Here is a 17,773-nt window from a genome sequence, read left to right on the forward strand (position 1 = left end):
GTTTATCCTCTCGACGCTGTTTCCTGATCCAGATCCCACAGTGTCTGGTAGGCCTGCTCCATCATGCGGGCATGTCCGGCCTCATCGCGAAGGGAAGATCTCTCGACCGTTTCGCGGAGCGTACGGCGAAGGGTCGCTCGTTTCTGCTGGTCTTGCGCGAGATCCCGAGCGATGCGAACGTACTCCGCTGCGTCCTTTGCTATCCAGTCTTCGCGGCCGATAGCGGTGAGAATCGACGCCGAGACACGGGAGGCATGCACGCTGCCACGTAGCGTAACGACGGGTACGCCCATCCATAACGCTTCGCAGGTTGTTGTTGTACCGGAATATGGCGTGGTGTCGAGTGCGATGTGGACGCGACGATACTGATCGAGATGCTCAAAGCTGGAGGCGTTTGGTCCGTAGAGCTCAAGGCGTGATGGATCGGTTCCGCGTTTCTCGAATCGCCTGACAAGCAGGTCACGGGCTGCGGCCTCCTGCAATCCAACACCTTTGATCATGAGCGAAGACTGTGGCGCGGCATTCAGCACGGCGGCCCAGAGGTCGATGGTCTGTTCGCTGATCTTTGCGGGGGAGTTGAATGACGCGAACCGGACATGGTTGGAATCGTTCAGTGATTCATCCGTAGTCGCAGGGGGACACTCTTGAGGCGGGCGGTAGCACAGGAAGCAACGGGAAAGCCGCACAAGGGGTTCCACAGAGAGAGCGTCTGCGCCGGCCCCCGGCGGGTCTGTGATTGAATCGACGATTCTGGCATTGACCGTCGGCAGTCCGGTCGTGTTGCAGTATCCGCAGTATGTCACCTGCACAGGTGCCGCTTGAATCGCAAGGACCGCTGCTCGGTGGTGAGCGGTCAATCCGTTCAGATCGATCAGGATGTCAACGCGATTTTCACGGATGCGTCTCGCAAGTGCCGCATCATCGAGCGCGTGCACATGGTGAAACTCATCGCACTTCGAACGAAACCGCTGTGTCAGGTCGTCGACCTGATGGTGAGTGTGGTACAGATTGACACGGAACCGCGACCGATCGTGCCGTTCAATCAAATGCTCCACGAATGATGAGACAGAGTGGGATCGGAAGTCTGAAGACATATACCCGAGAACGAGCGGTCGATGATCTTGTGGGATCTTCGGCGGGAGAGGTCCAAGCGAGCGCGAGGCGGACGCCGCAGCGGCCATCATGGCCGAACCAAACTGCACATGGCTCTGCAGGACCTCGGTGGGGTCGAGCCCCGACGGGTAGTTCATGATGAACGCCCTGGCGGAGGCGAGCGCAAAGTCCTGAGAGCTTGAGGGATCGGTGATGAATGGCAGCCGCACGGCTTCGTCAACTCGTCCCAGTTGCACGAGTAAGAAGGCATAATTCGCGACGCATTCGCGGCGCGAGGGGTGCAACGCAATCGCCTTCGCGAAGGCATCCGCCGCCTCATGCTGCCGCCCGGTCTGCGAAAGGACGATGCCAAGCGTGTTCAATGCGCCGAAACTCGACTCGTCGATCGCGAGGGCTTTCCGTGCCGCTCCCTCAGCGTCGCGGAGTCGTCCGGTTGCCGCTCGAATGGACGCGAGCAACTGCAAAGCCGTTGCGGAACGCGGAGCACCGGCCGTCGCTCGCTCAGCGAAAAAGAGTGCGCGTTCCAATTGTCCGGTTGTTGCGAGCATCGATGCGAGAGTCTGATCGAGCGATGGGTCTTGCTGGCCACGCTTCGAGGCACGCTCGAGCAGAGAGATCGCTTCTGTCGGCCTGCCCGACGCAAAGAGTGCCCCTGCCTGTCCGAGGATGGCGCGCGAGTCAGTCATTCTGTTCCCATGGTCGGACGCGAAAGGCCAGTGTGTGACGGTAGTACGCCTCTTCGTCCTGCTTCGATTCTCTTCTGGACATACCGACGTGCCTCATGATCTGCATCCAGCACATCGGCCAACTCGTGCAACTGCCTGACCGGGATGTTGTGCATGGCATCGGCAACGAGTTGTGGGATATCTCCGAATCGGATTCTTCGCTCAAGAAATGCCGCGACAGCGACCTCATTGGCAGCGTTCATGACTGCGCCGGTGGAGCCGCCCCGATCGATCGCCTCGAAAGCCAGAGCGAGTGCGGGAAACCTCTCGTGGTCCGGCTGCTCGAACTCAAGCGGGCGCATTGTTGCCAGGTCCAGACGCTTCGCTGCTGCCTCCACGCGGTGCGGAAACGAGATCGCCTGCTGGATCGGCAGGCGCATGTCCGGCGCAGCGAGCTGCGCGACAACCGAACCGTCTTGCAACTCCGCGATGGCATGAACGATCGACTGGGGGTGGATGATCGCCCCGAGTCTGCTCGAGGGGATACCGAAAAGCCAATGGGCCTCGATCAGTTCGAGTGCTTTGTTCATGAGCGAGGCACAATCGATCGTGACCTTTGTACCCATGCTCCACGTTGGGTGCCTTAGCGCCATTTCCGGTGTCGCGTTCTGCATGTCGGACAACGGCATGGCGCGGAAGGGGCCACCGGATGCGGTGAGGAGCACCTTGGTCACTGTCTCGGGCAAAGCGGTGGGAGGGCATGCCCCTGTTCTAAGAAAGGGAGACAGGCAGAGCCAGAGCGCTGCGTGCTCGCTATCGACAGGAAGCAGACGAGAGCCGCTTCTCGCGGCTTCTGGTATCACGATCCCACCGGCCGCAACAAGCGTCTCCTTGTTGGCAAGAGCGATATCCCGTCCCAAACGCACGGCCTTGAGTGTTGCCGGAAGGCCGGCCACGCCGACAACAGCAGCCACCACGAGATCGCATTCAACCTCATCCACAAGCGACTCTGCGGCATGGTTGCCAACACGTGCGCGAAAGCCCGACGTCAGAGACGGCACGTCCTCAACCCGCCGCGGATCTGCCAGCGCGACGTCTCGTACACCGAATCGCACGGCCTGTTCCCCCAGCAGCTTCGCATTGCTGCCTGAGGCAAGCCCGACGACACGATACCTCGGGATGTCCACACCATCGTCATGCAGTCGGTTCAGATGCTCGATGACTTCGAGCGTCTGAGTGCCGATCGAGCCAGTGGAACCGAGAATCAGAACGCGGCGATCGCCCTTCTGGCTGGATGTCGTCAAGTGGCGGGGTGATGGTTGAGACATCGGCTGCGCTCACTCAGGACCCATCGCTCGCTTCTCGCTCGGTGAAAGCTTGCGACGCGTTGCATAGAGCGTGCGCGGCAGACCTTCTTTTTTCGCGGCCGGAGCTGGTGGCTTGGGTTGGTCGGTGTTGCTGCTCGGCCTCGGGGCAGATTGCGAGACGCGCGAGGGCTCTGGCGACGCACCCTGAGGACCAGCTGTTACGCCGTCGCGCTCGCCGTTCTCGCGACCTCGACCGCGACCGCCGCGGCGGCGTTTGCGCCTCCGCTGTCCACCGCCACCCGCCTGCGTGGGTGAGCCATTCTCGCCAGAGGGCGATTCAGCAGAGTGGGATGCCTCATCAGGACTGCGGGATTGGGCATCGTCGGAACGCGAATGGCGCGGTGTTTCCGACCGACTCTCCGCGTTCTCATCGGTTCCAGCTATTGGGTGGTCAGATTGCGTCTCTGGTCCGTGCTGCGAGCCGTCCGTGTTCCGACCCCGTCCACCACGCCGGCGTCTGCGACGACGCTTCCGAGTGGCTCCTTCCGTCCCGGGCTGCCGATCTTCTCCCAGTTCATTCGTACGGGCATGCGGCTCTTCGCCATCCTCTGAAGGCGCGTGTTCGGGACTGTCGGCTTGTTCAGAAGCGACCGGGGGATCGCTTCGAGAAGAATCGTGCGAGGGTTGAGCCGCCTGCTGCGGTCTTGCGGATTCGTCCGATTGGCGTCCTCGACCGCGCCCGCCTCTCCTTCGCCGTCTCTTGCCGCGCTTCCCGGCTTCTCCTTGGTCGCCTGCGGGTTCACTTTCTGCTTCATCGGATTGAGCCAGGGCGGAACCGGGGCCTTCGAGTTCCAACGCAGTGGGCTCGTAGTCGGGCTCTGATGGCTCGTTGGGCGATTCATCCTCTTCGTCCCAGATGTCGACTTCGCCGACCAAGGGAGACTCGTCGAGCCAGTCCTGGATGTCTGGGTTCTTCTTCGCGTGCTGGAGCTTGGCGACCTCGACGTCGGCTCCATTCACGTCGTATGCGTAGAAGGTGACGCGATCGAGCGGAACGGCCTCGCTTACACGCACTTCGACAAGCTTCCCGCTTGTGCGTTCAACCCGTGAGAGTGCCCGCCTCCGAGCAGAGAGGAGTTCTCCTGCGACGCGGGGACTCACGACCATCTCGATCTTCGCGATGCTCTCGTGATCGAGCATTGCCGCCAACTCTCGAAGAGCATCTGCAGCGACCGAGCCCGGACGCTGGATCAGCCCTCTTCCGTGGCACGTCGGGCAATCTGCGAAATGCTGGCTCTCATGGCTCGCTCGGTTCCGCTGCCTGGTCATCTCCAGAATGCCGAACGCGCTGATCTGGAGCACCGTGGTTCGAGCGCGATCACGCTTGAGTCGATCCTTGAATCGCTGCTCGATATCGCGTCGTCTTTTCAGATCGCGCATGTCGATCAGATCGTTGATGATGAGGCCGCCGACGTCCCGCAGACGAATCTGCCGGCATATCTCCTCGATTGCCTCGAGATTCGCCCGGTAGGCATTGGTCTCTGCGTCGCGTGCGTCACGCATCCGGCCGGAGTTCACGTCGATCGCGACGAGGGCCTCTGTCTCATCGATGACAAGGCGACCGCCCGAAGGCAGTGGCACCTCGCGTGAGTGCATCATTGCGATCTGCTGCTCGATCCCGAAGGCGTGATAGATGGGGGTCTGTCCCGCGTATCGCTTGAGCTTTGCGCCGCCGCGCGGCGCGACGATCTTGAGGAACTGGCTGGCACGCTTGAGCGCGAGTTCGTTGTCGATGATCACCTCTGACATCTCGGTGGAGTGCAGATCGCGAAGGCATCGGACGAGAAGATCGCTCTCAGAGTAGAGCAAGCGCGGGCGATTGCCCGAGCCGCGTCGGCGTTCCATGTCTTTCCAGAGGCGAGCCAGGTACGCGAGATCTCGCTTCAGTTCCGCCTTTGTTCGCTCCATGCCCGCCGTGCGAACGATGAAGCCGAAGCCCTCCGGCAGCTCGAGTTGATCGAGGATCTCGCGCATCTTCACGCGTTTCTCCTCGTCCTCGACTTTCCGGGAGACTCCCACCTTGTCCATCTGCGGCATCATCACGAGGAATCGGCCCGGGATTGAGAGATACGAGGTCAGGGTCGGACCCTTCGTGCCGACACCCTCTTTGATCACCTGGACCGCGATCTCCATGCCCTTCTTCAGGGCTGCCTGGATGGGTGGGCGTTCGCGCCGCGGGGTCTTCTTTCCGACACGCTCGGTCGTGTCGCCATCCTCGCCCGGGAAGTACCTCGGATGAAGATCCGAGACATGCAGGAAGCCGTTCTCCCCAACGCCGAAGTCCACGAACGCGGCCTGGATCGCCGGTTCGACGTTGGTCACACGACCGACGTAGATATTCCCGACGCGGCTGACCGCGCTCATCCGCTCCGCATAAAACTCTTCCAGCTTGCCGTCCTCAACGATCGCGACGCGGCATTCTTCGCCCGGCACGTAGTTGATCAGCATTCTCGATTCTGGCATCCGTTCACCATTCCTTTGGCGAGCGGCGCGCCGTCCACTTCATGACGGACCAACGCGAGCGTCCCCGGCGGCATCGTGCCGCGCAGGAGGGAGTTGCTCGTCGATCTGACTTGTTCGGGACATTGCGCCTTCGCTCGCACCTTGTGCGGCGGGCGCCATCTCGCGGAGGATCCATCAAGCAGCGCGGCCGCACGAGTGTGCGAGTGCGTTCCGGAGGAGCGTGGCGTGCGACAGGAGAAGGCCTCACGATCGCGCCAGCACCAACCGGGTTGACCAGCCGCTCGGAGCGTTCCAACTCGATGAGAGTCGGTCGCGAGCGACGGGTGTCTGCTCGACAGGTCCGACGCGCTTGGCGCCGAGACCGTGTGTTCTTTCCTTCGGCGACGGTCAGACCGGGTCTCTACCCGAACCTGGATCCGCGTCATCGACGGAACGCCCGTCGAAGGCCTCTGGGACAATCTTTCGAGCCCTGTCGCGGAGATAAGCCGCGACTTGGACATCGGAATCGAACGAGAAGGCCTTTCTGGCCAGGCGTTCGCATTGGGTCATTGACACGCCGCGGATCAGTCTCTTCAAAGGGGCGATCGCGGGTGCTGAGACCGAGAGGGTACGCAATCCCATGCCGATGAGCAAAAGGGCGATCTCGGGGTCCCCTCCCGCCTCTCCACAGAGCGAGACGTCGATCTCGTGACGGCGTGCGGCACGGATAGTGTCCCGGATGAGCCGGAGCACTGCCGGATTGAGGGGGTTGTACATCCCCGCGACCCGCTCATTGGTCCGATCGACAGCAAGCGTGTACTGGATGAGGTCATTCGTTCCGATTGAGAAGAAATCAACCTCACGGGCGAAGGTGTCGGCCATCAGGGCTGCGGCGGGGACCTCGACCATCATGCCCAGCTTCAGGTTGCGGTCAAAGGGAATGCCCTCTTCCTCAAGATCCTCCATGACATCATGAACGATGAGCTTGGCATGTCGCAGCTCGTTTGTCGTTGTGATGAGGGGGAACATGACCTTGATCGGTCCGAGGGCTGATGCTCGTAGGATCGCTCGGAGCTGCGTCTTGAACATCGGGATCGAGCGCAGGCAGTAGCGGATGGAGCGCAAGCCGAGAAACGGGTTTCGCTCAGGAACTTCTGTGCGTTCCTGTGTGTACTTGTCAGCTCCGAGGTCCACTGTTCTGATGACAAGCGGCTTTCCGTTCAGCAGTTTCACGCAGCGTTCGTACGCCGCGAAGTGGTCCTCCTCGGTTGGCTCGGTCGCACTGGCGAGATAGAGAAATTCGGTTCGATAGAGGCCCACACCCTCGCCGCCCTCATCAAGAAGTGAGGGTATTTCCTGCGGAAACTCGATGTTCCCGAGGACTTGGACCGGCGCTTTGTCGAGCGTGTAGGCGGGGAGTCGGGCGTCCTCACCGACAGTGACGCGTGCGCGCTGACGCTTCTTGATGGCTGCCTTGTAATCGTCGAGCGTCTCTTCGTTTGGCTCCAGGATCACGACGCCTCGGTCGCCGTCGATGATGATCGATGAAGCATCCATGGCGAGTCGTGTCAGTGTTTGGCACCCGACAACAGCAGGTATGCCCAGGGCTCGCGCGACGATCGCCGTGTGGCTGGTCTTGCCGCCGAGGTCGGTCGCGAAAGCGAGCACGCGCGAACGATCGAATGAAATGGCCTGTGTCGGCGTGAGATCGCGAGCGATGACAACCGTCCCCGGCGGCACCTGAGCCAATTGACACCGCCGCTCGCCGGTGAGATGGGTCAGTATGCGTTCCTGAAGGTCCTCAAGATCGTTGACCTTTGATCTGAAAGCCGTGTCGGGCATCCGCGCGAACCGTTCAGACCACTCACCGAGAACGTGGCTGACGGCGTGCTCCGCAGAGACACACTCTGACGAGATCATCGCGCGGATAGGTCCGATAAGCGATTTATCCCCAAGCATTCCTTGGTGGAAGAGGAAGACCTTGGCCGCGTCCTCACCCATGACCGTCTCGGCGTCTTTGAAGACCGAGGCGAGCTCCTCCCGAGACTTTCGCAGCGCGAGATCGAGCCGAGAGAGTTCTGTGTCAACGGCATCTCGCTGGATGTGATGCCGTCCGATGTGTCTGGCGTCAGCATCGAGGACGAAGATGCGTCCGATGACGATGCCCTGCGATACCGCGATGCCCTTGAGAACTTCCATCCGTGGTGTGTGCTCCGGGCCGGCCCGCAGGGCAGGTTTGCCCTCGACCTGCGAATCTGAATGGTAGCTGAGGGTCTTCGGGTCCATGGTTACCTGCTCAGGGGCATGATACTGGGTTCAGAGGGCCATCGCAGACTTGACAACACCCTACCGGGTTGCGGATACTCCTTACGCTTGTTGGGAGTGCGTCTGTTCGGACGTTTTCCCTCGGGCAGGCAATGCCGCCCGCCTCCCATGTTCGATCACCTCGGTCTGGGCCACGCAGGTCCAGCGGATCGTTCCACGCATGGAAACTGTGACCGGTATCCTCGATGTGCCAAAGAGTGGCGATGGCAGGTTGCGCCAGCAGTCTGACTTCGGACCGGTCGAGACACCGGGAGACCCGATAGTCCCACTTTCGATCATCGAGCGGCTCAAGCTGCGCCCGGGGCTTCGCGTGACCGCAGATGTTGAGTTGACACGCTCGAAGCGTCGCCGGGGCAGGCCTGGCCCTCGCCCGGTACGCGCGATGGTGCAGAGTGTCGTCTCGGTCGAGGGTGGAGCGCCCGACTCACTCGTATCGTCAAAACCTTTTGAGGAACTCACATCGATCGATCCGCAGCCGCGATTGACACTCGAGTATCCGGGGTGTCCGGCTTCGTGCCGCCTGATCGATCTCTTCTGCCCTATCGGCAGGGGGCAGCGGGGGCTGATTGTCTCGCCTCCTAAAGCGGGCAAGACAACACTGTTGAAGGACATCTCCATAGCGGTGCTCAGGAATCACCCGGATGTGGATCTCATCGTTCTCTTGGTGGATGAGCGACCCGAAGAAGTCACCGACTTTCGACGCACCTTTGCCTCGATCTCCGGCGTAGATCCCATGCGAGCTTCGGTGCTCGCATCGAGCAACGACCACGATATCTCCAGGCACATCAGCATCAGTCTGTTTTGCATGGAGCGTTGCCGCAGGATGGTGGAAGTCGGCAGACACGTCGTCGTCGTCATGGACTCGCTGACCCGGCTGGCCAGGTCATTCAACAGGTCGAGCAGGTACGCATCCAGTGGCAGAACAATGTCGGGCGGCATCGACTCAAAGGCACTCGAACTTCCTAAGCAAATCTTCGGTTCCGCTCGGAACACCGAGGAGGCAGGGTCATTGACGATCCTCGCCTCATGTCTGATCGACACCGGTTCCCAGGGTGATCAGGTGATCTTCGAGGAGTTCAAGGGCACCGGGAACATGGAGCTCATTCTCGATCGAAAGATCGCCGAGAGACGCCTCTTTCCGGCGATCAATCTGGCTGCAAGCGGGACGAGAAAGGAGCAGCTTCTCACACCTGAGAACGAGCTCAAGACGATGACTGCTTTGCGTCGTCGCATGCTCTCGATGCCACCCCATGTTCAGGTCGAGCAGCTTCTGAACGCACTCAAGCGCTTCCCGACAAACGAGTCGCTCGCGAGCGGTGCGGGAGGCGGAACCGGGACAACCACTGATTGACACGCGGTGCCGATCTCGTGAGCGATGGACAATTCGCGGCGTTGCGCATCGAGGAAGCGAATCTCTTTCCAATCCCGGATCAGACCGGTACTGGCCCCGGACGTGGTTGTCTGGACTCTGTCGAAAGAGCTGTGGTGACCTTGATCTACATCCAAACGAGCAGAGTCTCGATTCCGCAGACACGGAGCCACGGAGCGTACCTACGGATGAGCTCGCCTGATTTATGCGATTGATTGAGATTGATTCTCAGCTGACTTACGCTTGGCGTTCCACGCCGCGGCGTGCCAGCCGGAGAACGCGAGTGAGCGAACAAGCTCCGAAAGTTCAGGATTCATCCATCGCATCCGTGGGACCCTGCTCGTGCACGGCGGGCTCATGCGCGTGCGATGGGCCGGGACGTCCCTTACGCGGCGAAGTACCACTGACGAGCATGGAGCAGGGCCAGATCGGGGTGATTACGAGGACGCTCCTTCAAGAGCAAGATGCCGCCCTGCTGCGGGCGATGGGGCTCAGACCGAACACCAGGATCCGAGTCTGCCAGACGGGTGGTCCTTGGATCATCGAAGTGAGGCGGAGCGGGGGGGCGTGCAGCCGAATCGGGCTTGCGGATGCGATCGCGGAACATATCCACGTGGGACCGCTCTGATCCATGTCCACCGAGGTCGGCCAGAACGAAGTGCGCCCGCGAACCGCTGAGTCGTCGCGAGTTGCCCTTTTGGGCAATCCCAACACCGGCAAGACCACGCTCTTCAACCGCCTCTGCGGGGCTCGACAGAAGACGAGCAACTTCCCCGGTACGACTCAAGAGGCCCGTGTCGGATTGGTCCGAGCCGATGATCACGGTGCGATGGAGTTGATCGATCTGCCGGGTGTGTACTCCATTGAGCTGGAAATGACCGAGGCCTCGCTGTGCCGCGGCATGATCTCAGGCGATATCGCGCTTCGGGGCGAGCGATTGGCACCTCCCGACGTGATCTGTGTCGTGATCGACGCCACCGATCTTGGACGCGGGCTCGTGCTCGTCGGTGAGGCGCTTCGCAGGCGTCTGCCAACCGTTGTTGCGATCAACATGGTCGATCTTGCGCGCCGCCGCGGGGTGCACGCGGACGAGGGCAAGCTGGCCGATATTCTGGGATGCGCCGTGGTGGTGTGCAGCGCGCGCACCGGGGAGGGGCTCGAACGCCTGCTCAGTGAGATGGCCCAGGCCGCGATCCCGAATAGAACGCCCCCGGGCGATGCTCAGGGGCTCGAGCGGTGGGCCGATGAGGTCTTTGCGGAAGTCGCTCTCGGTGATGAACGCGACGAAGCGAGCACCATCACGGATCGATTGGACAAGGCGTTTACTCATCCCGTGGCAGGTGTGGCGACTTTCGCGATCGTGATGGCGTTGATGTTCTATGTCATCTTCAAGTTAGCCACATACCCGATGGATCTCGTTGACGGCCTGTTCGCATCTCTCGCCGACGGAGTCCGGCGCGTGCTTCCAGACGGCATTCTTGCCGATCTCCTAGCTGGCGGCGTTATCGGCGGGGTGGGGGCCACCGTCATCTTTGTGCCACAGATCTGCCTGCTGTTCTTCATGATTTCGCTGCTTGAGGACACCGGCTATCTCGCGCGAGCCGCGTTTGTGATGGACCGTGTGCTAAGGCCATTTGGTCTCTCCGGGCACTCCTTTGTGCCCCTGCTTTCGAGCCACGCGTGCGCGCTCCCCGGGATCATGTCTGCACGCGCGGTGCCCGACCGGAAAGATCGTCTGGCGACGATACTCGTCGCGCCCTTCATGACGTGCTCCGCTCGCATCCCGGTTTATGTGCTGTTGACGACGATTCTCTTCCGGGATCGACCAGCGATGGGAGCGATCGCGTTTGTCGGGTGTTACGCGTTGGGCATCCTCGCGGCTCTGGGCAGCGCAATGCTCGTGCGTCGCACCATCCTTCGTGGCAAGAGCCGTCCGATGGCACTTGAGCTGCCGAGTTACAAGGTGCCGTCTCTCTCGACTGCGTTGCTGACGACGCTGGATCGTGGGCTGGTCTTCCTGAAGAAGGCGGGGAGCACGATCCTCGCCATCTCGATCGTGCTCTGGTGGCTCTCGACGTATCCCATCGTCGAGCCCCCGTCGGTCGCGACAGACCTTCGCGATCGCTCTGCCGCCATGGTTGCGACTGCCGGCGATGACTCGCCGGACGCGCTTCACGAATCTGAGATGCTCCTGGCAGAGGCCGCTCGGCTGGAGGCAATCCACGCGACCCGTATGTCGTTTGCTGGGCGGCTTGGCAGAGGGATCGAGCCCCTCTTTCGCCCGCTCGGCTTCGATTGGCAGTTGTCTGTCGGCGTGTTGAGCAGTTTCGCGGCTCGTGAGGTGTTCGTCTCAACGATGGCGGTGATGCTCACCGGCGAAGAAGATGCCGAGACCGACGGAATTCTCGATCGCCTCGCCCGAGCGACTCGTGAAGATGGAGTGACGCCGGTCTTCACGGTCGCCGTGAGTTGGGCCCTCCTTGTCTACTACGTGCTGGCGATGCAGTGTCTGCCGACGCTCGCAGTGACGGCGAAGGAGTCCGGCTCGGTCAAATGGGCGGGCTTGCAACTCGTGTGGATGTGCGCGGTGGCCTACTTGGCGGCAATGATCGTGTACCAATCTCTCTTGATGGTCGGTGTCAGGTGACCAGAGTGTGTCGGGTTCGCGCGGATCAGTAGCCATGAAGTTCCCTACGCATGACTGGCAGTTCTACATCGCGACGGGCATCGCCATTGCTGCTTTGGCATTCCTCTTCCGCAGGTTCATCCCGTTCGGACGGCGCTCTGCGGGCCGGCGACGCCAGACAACGCTCACGATCGAGGGTCGGCTGGTCTCGCAGCGCTCCACCAAGACCAAGCATTAAGGGGTTCTCGGACGCCCGGGCACGTGGTGTCGAGCAACGGGCTTCTCCCGGCCTGCGGAGCCCGATAGACTGCTGATGTGATCTACCTCGACAATAACGCGACCACCGCGCCGAGCCCTGCCGTCATCGAGGAGATGAGCCGCGCGCTCGGCGAACTCTGGCACAACCCATCGAGCATTCATCGCCCGGGCCAGGCCGCACGCCAAGCTGTTGATCTGGCCCGGAAGTCTGTTGCTGCGCTGATCGGGGCGAGGCCCCGAGAGATCACGTTCACCGGCAGCGGCACCGAGTCGATTGTTGCAGCCATCGTTGGTTCGCTGCGTCAGACAAGCCGCAGGGTTGTGGCGACAACGGCCGTTGAGCACAACGCGGTTCGCGAGCTGATGGACGACCTCGTTGAGCGGGATCGGGCCGAGCGAGTCCTGCTGCCCTTGGACTCGGACGGCAGGGTGGACCTTGATGCTGCCGCGTCGCTGCTCAACGACAGAACCGCGGTCGTGAGTGTGCAATGGTGCAACAACGAGACAGGCGTGATCCAGCCGGTAGAGGAGCTTTCCAGACTGGCCCGCTCTGTCGGAGCGGTGTTCCACTGTGATGCCACGCAATGGGTCGGCAAGATGCCAACCAACGTCGGCACTGCGCCGATGCAGCAGGGAGACGAGCGGCTGGCAACCGCTGCATGGACCGATGTCGATGTGCTGACCTTTTCGCCGCACAAGTTCCATGGGCCGAAAGGGATCGGGGTGATCTGGACGCGCCCGGGCACAAGACTCCGGCCGATCATCTTCGGCTCGCAGGAGTTGGGGCGGCGAGGTGGAACCGAGAACGTGCCGGGGATTCTCGGGGCGGGCGTCGCGGCGAAGGAAGCGGCGTCATTTCTCGCTGATCCATCCACCCGGGCCGCGCTGGCCTCTTTGCGTGACCGATTCGAGCGGATGGTGCTTGATAGAGTGCCTGATGCCGTGCTGAACAAGCCGCAGGAACCTTCTCACAGGATGTGGAACACTGCGTCGATCGGCTTCCCGGCTCTCGAAGCCGAAGCACTCCTCCTATTACTCTCAGAGCGCGGAGTTTGCGCCTCGGCCGGCTCGGCCTGTTCGTCCGGCTCACTCGAAGCGTCGCCGGTGCTCATTGCAATGGGGGTGCCACCTCTGGTCGCGCATGGCACGGTGAGATTTTCTATCTGCCGCGAGACAACCGAGCGAGATTTGGCAGAAGCGGCATCCATCGTCGGGGAGTCCGTTGCGGTGCTGAAACGGTCGATGGCATCGGCCCGGGCCTGATCCCCTATTTCGTGTTGAAACTCGCTTCCGTGCTCTCCGAGAGATAGTCTCTTGGCATGAGCCAGAACCCTTTCTCGAACCCCTATGACCTTCCCGAAGCCGTGGTGCCCGAACGCACCAGTGTGCTGGCGGTCATGTCGCTCGTTTTCGGCATTGTGTGTGTGCCGTTCTTTGGCATCATCGCCGCGTTTCTCGGTGTGATGGCGCTGTTTGGGATCAAGGCGTCGAGGGGGCGGGTAAGCGGCACCGGGCTCGCCGTCACCGGAATCGTCCTCGGGGCTGTGTTTTCGCTCGTGTGGGGCGGCTGCGTCGGCACGCTTGGTTTCGCACTCCAGATTGTGACCAAGCAGGTCGCGCCGGATGTTGGAGCAGCGATCACCAGCGCGCAGCAGAGCGATGTTGAGGGCGTTCGGTCGAAGCTCGCGACTCCAGGTCAGCAGCGGCTGACCCAAGAGGCAGTTGACCAGTTCGGTGCTGCATTGACCTCGGAACTTGGAGAGTTTCGCGGCGTTCCCGGCACGATCGGTGGGCTGATGGGCGCGTACATGGACGTCTTCCAGGCGATCGGCCAAGGTGGGAACGTCAATCCTGCGGGTAACTACCAGAATGCTGTGCCGATCCCCGTTCAGTTCGAGAACGGATGGGCCATGGCGTTCATCGTTCAGAGCCCGCCCGGGCAGGGCTCCTCGACAAAGCCGATGCCGTTCGACAACATCATCATCCTGACACCCGGCGGGGCTGAGATTGTTCTGATCCCCTTCGGGACAACGCTCCCTGCTCCATCTCCGGCTCCCGCGTTGCCCGATCCGGCACCCGAGTCCGGCTCCGATACTGGGCAGGACAGCGATCCTGAATCCGGAGACAACTGACGGCTATATCGCCGCGGTGGCCTGCGAACTCAGGTGGGAATCCGTATAGTCTCTCCCGTGCCAAGCTCGGAGCCCATCATCTCGTGCCGCAACGTGACCAAACGCTTCGGCGATCAGGTCGTGCTGCATAATTTCAACCTGGACATCTATCCGGGCGAGACGATGGTGATCATGGGCGGCTCCGGCTCGGGCAAGTCCACGACGCTCCGTCTGATGATCGGCTCGCTGGTGCCCGACGAGGGCGAGATATGGATGTTCGGACAGAACCTGTGTGAACTCGACGAAGTGGGAATGAACGAGGTACGCAAGAAATTCGGTATCCTCTTCCAGTCCGGCGCCCTCTTCAACTCGATGACCGTTGCCGAGAACGTCGCGCTGCCCTTGGAGGAACATACCGATCTCGATCCCGAGATCATCGACATTCAGGTGAAGATCAAGCTCGAGCTGGTCGGGCTTCGTGAGCATGCAGAGAAGCTGCCGGGGATGCTCTCCGGCGGGATGAAGAAACGAGCGGGGCTGGCCAGGGCCCTTGCGCTCGATCCGAGGATTCTTTTCTACGACGAACCCTCGGCAGGGCTCGACCCCGTGACCAGTGCCCAGATCGACCAATTGATCGCCTCGATGTCGAAGCATCTGGGTGTGACGTCGATCGTCGTCACCCACGAGATGGACTCGGCGTTTACGATCGCGGATCGGATGGCGATGCTCGACAAAGGCAGGATCCTGAAAGTCGAGACACGCCGCTGGTATGAAGAGCTTCGTGATGCTCCTGCCGCGTCCGTCGATACCCTTCCTGTAGATGAGCGGCTGATCCGGCAGTTTCTTCGCGGCGAGGCCGAGGGGCCGTTCACGAATAGACAGTCCGGCCAGGGGCTCGCGACCGCGCTCTTTGGTTCAGATAGCGCGAAAATGCGTGTTCAATAAGTCCCGACACCGGCCCGTACCTTCGAGGCAAGCATGGCGAGAAAGAAAACTATTAACAGCGTGCTGGCGGGCTCGTTTCTCGTGGGAGCGGTCGTCCTCGCGGTCTTCATCAGCTTCATGCTCTCCGACGCCGAGTTCACACGTACCTCCGAGTATGAGTTCAGATTCCCGCTCAAACAGGGAGCGCCCGGCATTGAGCCGGGCTCCTTCGTCATGGTCGGTGGTCAGAAAGTCGGCAGAGTGACGGATGTCGAGTTTCTCGAGGATCAGCCAGGATCAGGCGTGCCGACTGGAGTCAGGGTCTTCGCGCGGATCCGCGCCAGCATCGTGATCTACGAGAACGCGCTGGTCTATATCGAGCGTCCGATCCTTGGTGCACTCTCCAGCATCAATATCGCCAGCGTCGGCAGTCCCGATGTTGTGCCGATCCAAGGGGGTACGCCCAGATTGGAGCCCGGAGAGTGGATCACCGGCAAGACTGCCTCAGCGCTGATGGCCCAGGCAGGGCTTCCACCCGAGGGCTTCGCAGGCCTCTTCGCAAAGTTCGAGGAGTTGACCGACAAGACAACGGCGATCGTGGACGACATCCGCCCCAGCATCAAGCCCAATGTCGAGAAGCTCAACGAGACCATCGAGAACGTGCGTGAGATGACGGCGAGCACGCGAGAGCGACTGCCGGTCTGGCGGGGGCAGATGGACACCATCTTTGCGAACAGCGAAGCCGCCAGCGAGAGGTTCCCCGAGCTCATGGACAAGGCGGATCTCGTCATCGGAGATGTCCAGGCATCCGCGAAGACCGTCAATGACCTCATCGAAGCAAACGCACCGAAGATCAGCGGCATCATCGACGATGTCGCGGAGACAACCAGGCACGTTCGAGAACAATCGCTGGCGGATCTTGATGCCACGTTCTCAAAGGCGAAGGCCTCCATCGATTCTTTCGGAGAGGCAGTGCGGCATCTCGACACGCTCGCACGCCAGGAGACGCCGAACATTCGTCGTATGTTCGCGAACGGTCGCCTCGCGTCGGATCAGCTCAAGCTCTTGACGACTGAGTTGCGTGCACAGCCCTGGCGCGCTCTCATTCGTCCCTCTACGAAGGAGCTTGAGCAGCAGCTGGTGTACGACGCCGCTCGGGCATATGCGGACGCAGTAAGCGATCTGCGTGCCGCGAGCGAGACGCTGGAGATCATGAGCGTGTCTCCCTCCGGGCAACCGCAGGATCCCGCCAGAAAGGAGCTGCTTGAGACTCTTCTCAGCGAGCTGAAATCGGCGTTCGAGGAATACAAGCGGGCAGAATCCCAATTGCTTGAGCAGATGATCACGAATCGTCCGTGATCGCTGGGAGCATCATCTTTCCGCGAGATCTGTCGTGATGCATTCTGCGTACAGCGTGGCTATCGGCACGGTCGTTTTATGTGCAGGAGCCGCATCCGCGCTGCAGAGGACCGATGGACCGGATCCCGATACGTTCTCTGAGTGGAAGACCCGCTTGCTCAGGGCGGCAGAGGATGCGGAGCGGCGTGTTGCCGGCTTACTCGACAGAGTAATTGGTGAGGCCGATGGCAAGCCCGCACGTCCGAATGGCTTGCATCTTGTGCCGCCTGGGGGCGCAGAGGTCTCGATCACTGGTGCACCTTCGCAATCTGGCTTGATCGTGTCCCGGCGCGCCGTGCTGCTTATCCACGGCCTCGATGAGCCCGGATCGATCTGGGATCAATTGATCCCGGAGCTGCATGCTGCTGGTCACACGGTGGTTCGATTCGATTACCCGAACGACCAGGCAGCAGCCGATTCCGCATCACTTCTCGCCCGGGCGATGTCAGATCTCCGCGACGCGGGGTGCGATCGCGTAGACCTTGTCTGCCACTCCATGGGTGGGTTGCTTGCGTATGACCTCCTGACGCGAGACGAGTTCGAGCCGTCCCGGAAGACGTGGCCTCGTGTCGATCGTTTCATCGCGCTCGGCACACCGTTCGGGGGAAGCCCGTTTGCTCGTCTCCGCGCTATCGCAGAGGTGCGCGACAGGATCGAGAGGTGGCTGGATTCAGATAGAAAGGACCGCAACGCGCTGCTCGACTGGAAGAGCGACGGGAATGGCGAGGCCGGCGCGGATCTCATGCCCGGCTCTGCGTATCTCAACGGCCTCGCCGAACGAGCCCCGCCGGATGACATTCAGACCACGGTGATCATCGCTCGTATCGCAGACGTTTCCCCGCCGGATCTCACGGGACTCACGGATTCCTGGCTCTTCAGGAGCTCTATCGGGGATGCAGAGATCGAGTCAATCACTCGCGCGATACGCGGCGTTGCCCTTGAGGTCGGGGACGGGGTGGTCTCTGAGTCCTCAGCGAGAGCCATCCCCTTCGAGGACACTGTGGTCGTTTCATCAAATCATCGCGAAATGCTCGCGACTGTCCGGTCCGCGGAGGCGGTCCGCAGGGCCGTGAAGTCTCCCGCCATAGGGCGGACTCCGCCGGCGCTGCCTGTTGTGCTCGATCGTCTCTCGAAGCCGATCGACTCCGAATCACGACCCTCAGAAGGTCGCTAGC

General features: G+C 61.4%; 13 protein-coding genes. 9 read left to right on the top strand and 4 right to left on the bottom strand.

The genetic code is table 11. From position 1 onward, the window contains the following. Window positions 1-2 precede the first annotated feature (2 nt). From KF838_02090 to ptsP, 4 genes are all read right to left on the bottom strand, one after another. Window positions 3-1,799, bottom strand: a complete 1,797-nt coding sequence (locus tag KF838_02090) for a tetratricopeptide repeat protein (GenBank protein ID QYK48653.1) — start codon at window positions 1,797-1,799, stop codon at window positions 3-5. After that, on the bottom strand, window positions 1,796-3,106 hold the full coding sequence (gene dxr / locus KF838_02095) for a 1-deoxy-D-xylulose-5-phosphate reductoisomerase (GenBank protein ID QYK48654.1): 1,311 nt from the start codon (window positions 3,104-3,106) through the stop codon (window positions 1,796-1,798). Before dxr ends, KF838_02090 begins: the two co-directional genes overlap by 4 nt. 9 nt (window positions 3,107-3,115) lie before the next feature. Continuing rightward, on the bottom strand, window positions 3,116-5,608 hold the full coding sequence (locus KF838_02100) for an Rne/Rng family ribonuclease (GenBank protein QYK48655.1): 2,493 nt from the start codon (window positions 5,606-5,608) through the stop codon (window positions 3,116-3,118). A 387-nt stretch (window positions 5,609-5,995) separates the two neighbouring features. Next, window positions 5,996-7,873, bottom strand: coding sequence for a phosphoenolpyruvate--protein phosphotransferase (gene ptsP / locus KF838_02105; protein ID QYK48656.1), 1,878 nt, complete (start codon window positions 7,871-7,873; stop codon window positions 5,996-5,998). A 199-nt stretch (window positions 7,874-8,072) separates the two neighbouring features. Between ptsP and rho the strand changes: the two genes are divergently transcribed. From rho to KF838_02150, 9 genes are all read left to right on the top strand, one after another. Continuing rightward, entirely contained in the window at window positions 8,073-9,263 is a 1,191-nt protein-coding gene (gene rho / locus KF838_02110; GenBank protein QYK48657.1) for a transcription termination factor Rho, read from the top strand. A 430-nt stretch (window positions 9,264-9,693) separates the two neighbouring features. Then, complete coding sequence (locus tag KF838_02115; protein QYK48658.1) at window positions 9,694-9,909, top strand: ferrous iron transport protein A; 216 nt, start codon at window positions 9,694-9,696, stop codon at window positions 9,907-9,909. Between the two features lie 3 nt (window positions 9,910-9,912). Next, window positions 9,913-11,928 carry a ferrous iron transporter B gene (locus KF838_02120; protein ID QYK48659.1) on the top strand — a complete coding sequence of 672 codons (2,016 nt, stop codon included), beginning with the start codon at window positions 9,913-9,915 and terminating at the stop codon, window positions 11,926-11,928. 34 nt (window positions 11,929-11,962) lie between these two features. After that, complete coding sequence (locus KF838_02125; protein ID QYK48660.1) at window positions 11,963-12,145, top strand: hypothetical protein; 183 nt, start codon at window positions 11,963-11,965, stop codon at window positions 12,143-12,145. 77 nt (window positions 12,146-12,222) lie between these two features. Continuing rightward, complete coding sequence (locus KF838_02130; GenBank protein ID QYK48661.1) at window positions 12,223-13,428, top strand: aminotransferase class V-fold PLP-dependent enzyme; 1,206 nt, start codon at window positions 12,223-12,225, stop codon at window positions 13,426-13,428. A 56-nt stretch (window positions 13,429-13,484) separates the two neighbouring features. Continuing rightward, window positions 13,485-14,297, top strand: a complete 813-nt coding sequence (locus KF838_02135) for a DUF4190 domain-containing protein (GenBank protein ID QYK48662.1) — start codon at window positions 13,485-13,487, stop codon at window positions 14,295-14,297. Window positions 14,298-14,336: 39 nt separating this feature from the next. After that, window positions 14,337-15,221, top strand: a complete 885-nt coding sequence (locus KF838_02140) for an ABC transporter ATP-binding protein (GenBank protein ID QYK49805.1) — start codon at window positions 14,337-14,339, stop codon at window positions 15,219-15,221. A gap of 33 nt (window positions 15,222-15,254) precedes the next feature. Further along, window positions 15,255-16,559: a hypothetical protein gene (locus KF838_02145; protein QYK48663.1), complete on the top strand. Its 1,305-nt coding sequence runs from the start codon at window positions 15,255-15,257 to the stop codon at window positions 16,557-16,559. 319 nt (window positions 16,560-16,878) lie between these two features. Then, a complete protein-coding gene (locus KF838_02150) occupies window positions 16,879-17,772 on the top strand; it encodes an alpha/beta hydrolase (GenBank protein QYK48664.1) in 894 nt (297 codons plus the stop codon). The last annotated feature ends 1 nt before the right edge of the window (window position 17,773 follow it).

It is taken from the genome of Phycisphaeraceae bacterium (assembly GCA_019454185.1).
In the GTDB taxonomy this organism is placed as follows: domain Bacteria; phylum Planctomycetota; class Phycisphaerae; order Phycisphaerales; family UBA1924; genus JAHBWV01.

Coding starts and splice junctions, on each gene's coding strand:
- KF838_02120 (QYK48659.1), top strand. CDS start 9,913: ATGTCCACCGAGGTCGGCCAGAACGAAGTGCGCCCGCGAACCGCTGAG.
- dxr (QYK48654.1), bottom strand. CDS start 3,106: ATGTCTCAACCATCACCCCGCCACTTGACGACATCCAGCCAGAAGGGC.
- KF838_02115 (QYK48658.1), top strand. CDS start 9,694: ATGGAGCAGGGCCAGATCGGGGTGATTACGAGGACGCTCCTTCAAGAG.
- KF838_02135 (QYK48662.1), top strand. CDS start 13,485: ATGAGCCAGAACCCTTTCTCGAACCCCTATGACCTTCCCGAAGCCGTG.
- KF838_02100 (QYK48655.1), bottom strand. CDS start 5,608: ATGCCAGAATCGAGAATGCTGATCAACTACGTGCCGGGCGAAGAATGC.
- ptsP (QYK48656.1), bottom strand. CDS start 7,873: ATGGACCCGAAGACCCTCAGCTACCATTCAGATTCGCAGGTCGAGGGC.
- KF838_02125 (QYK48660.1), top strand. CDS start 11,963: ATGAAGTTCCCTACGCATGACTGGCAGTTCTACATCGCGACGGGCATC.
- KF838_02090 (QYK48653.1), bottom strand. CDS start 1,799: ATGACTGACTCGCGCGCCATCCTCGGACAGGCAGGGGCACTCTTTGCG.
- rho (QYK48657.1), top strand. CDS start 8,073: ATGGAAACTGTGACCGGTATCCTCGATGTGCCAAAGAGTGGCGATGGC.
- KF838_02145 (QYK48663.1), top strand. CDS start 15,255: ATGGCGAGAAAGAAAACTATTAACAGCGTGCTGGCGGGCTCGTTTCTC.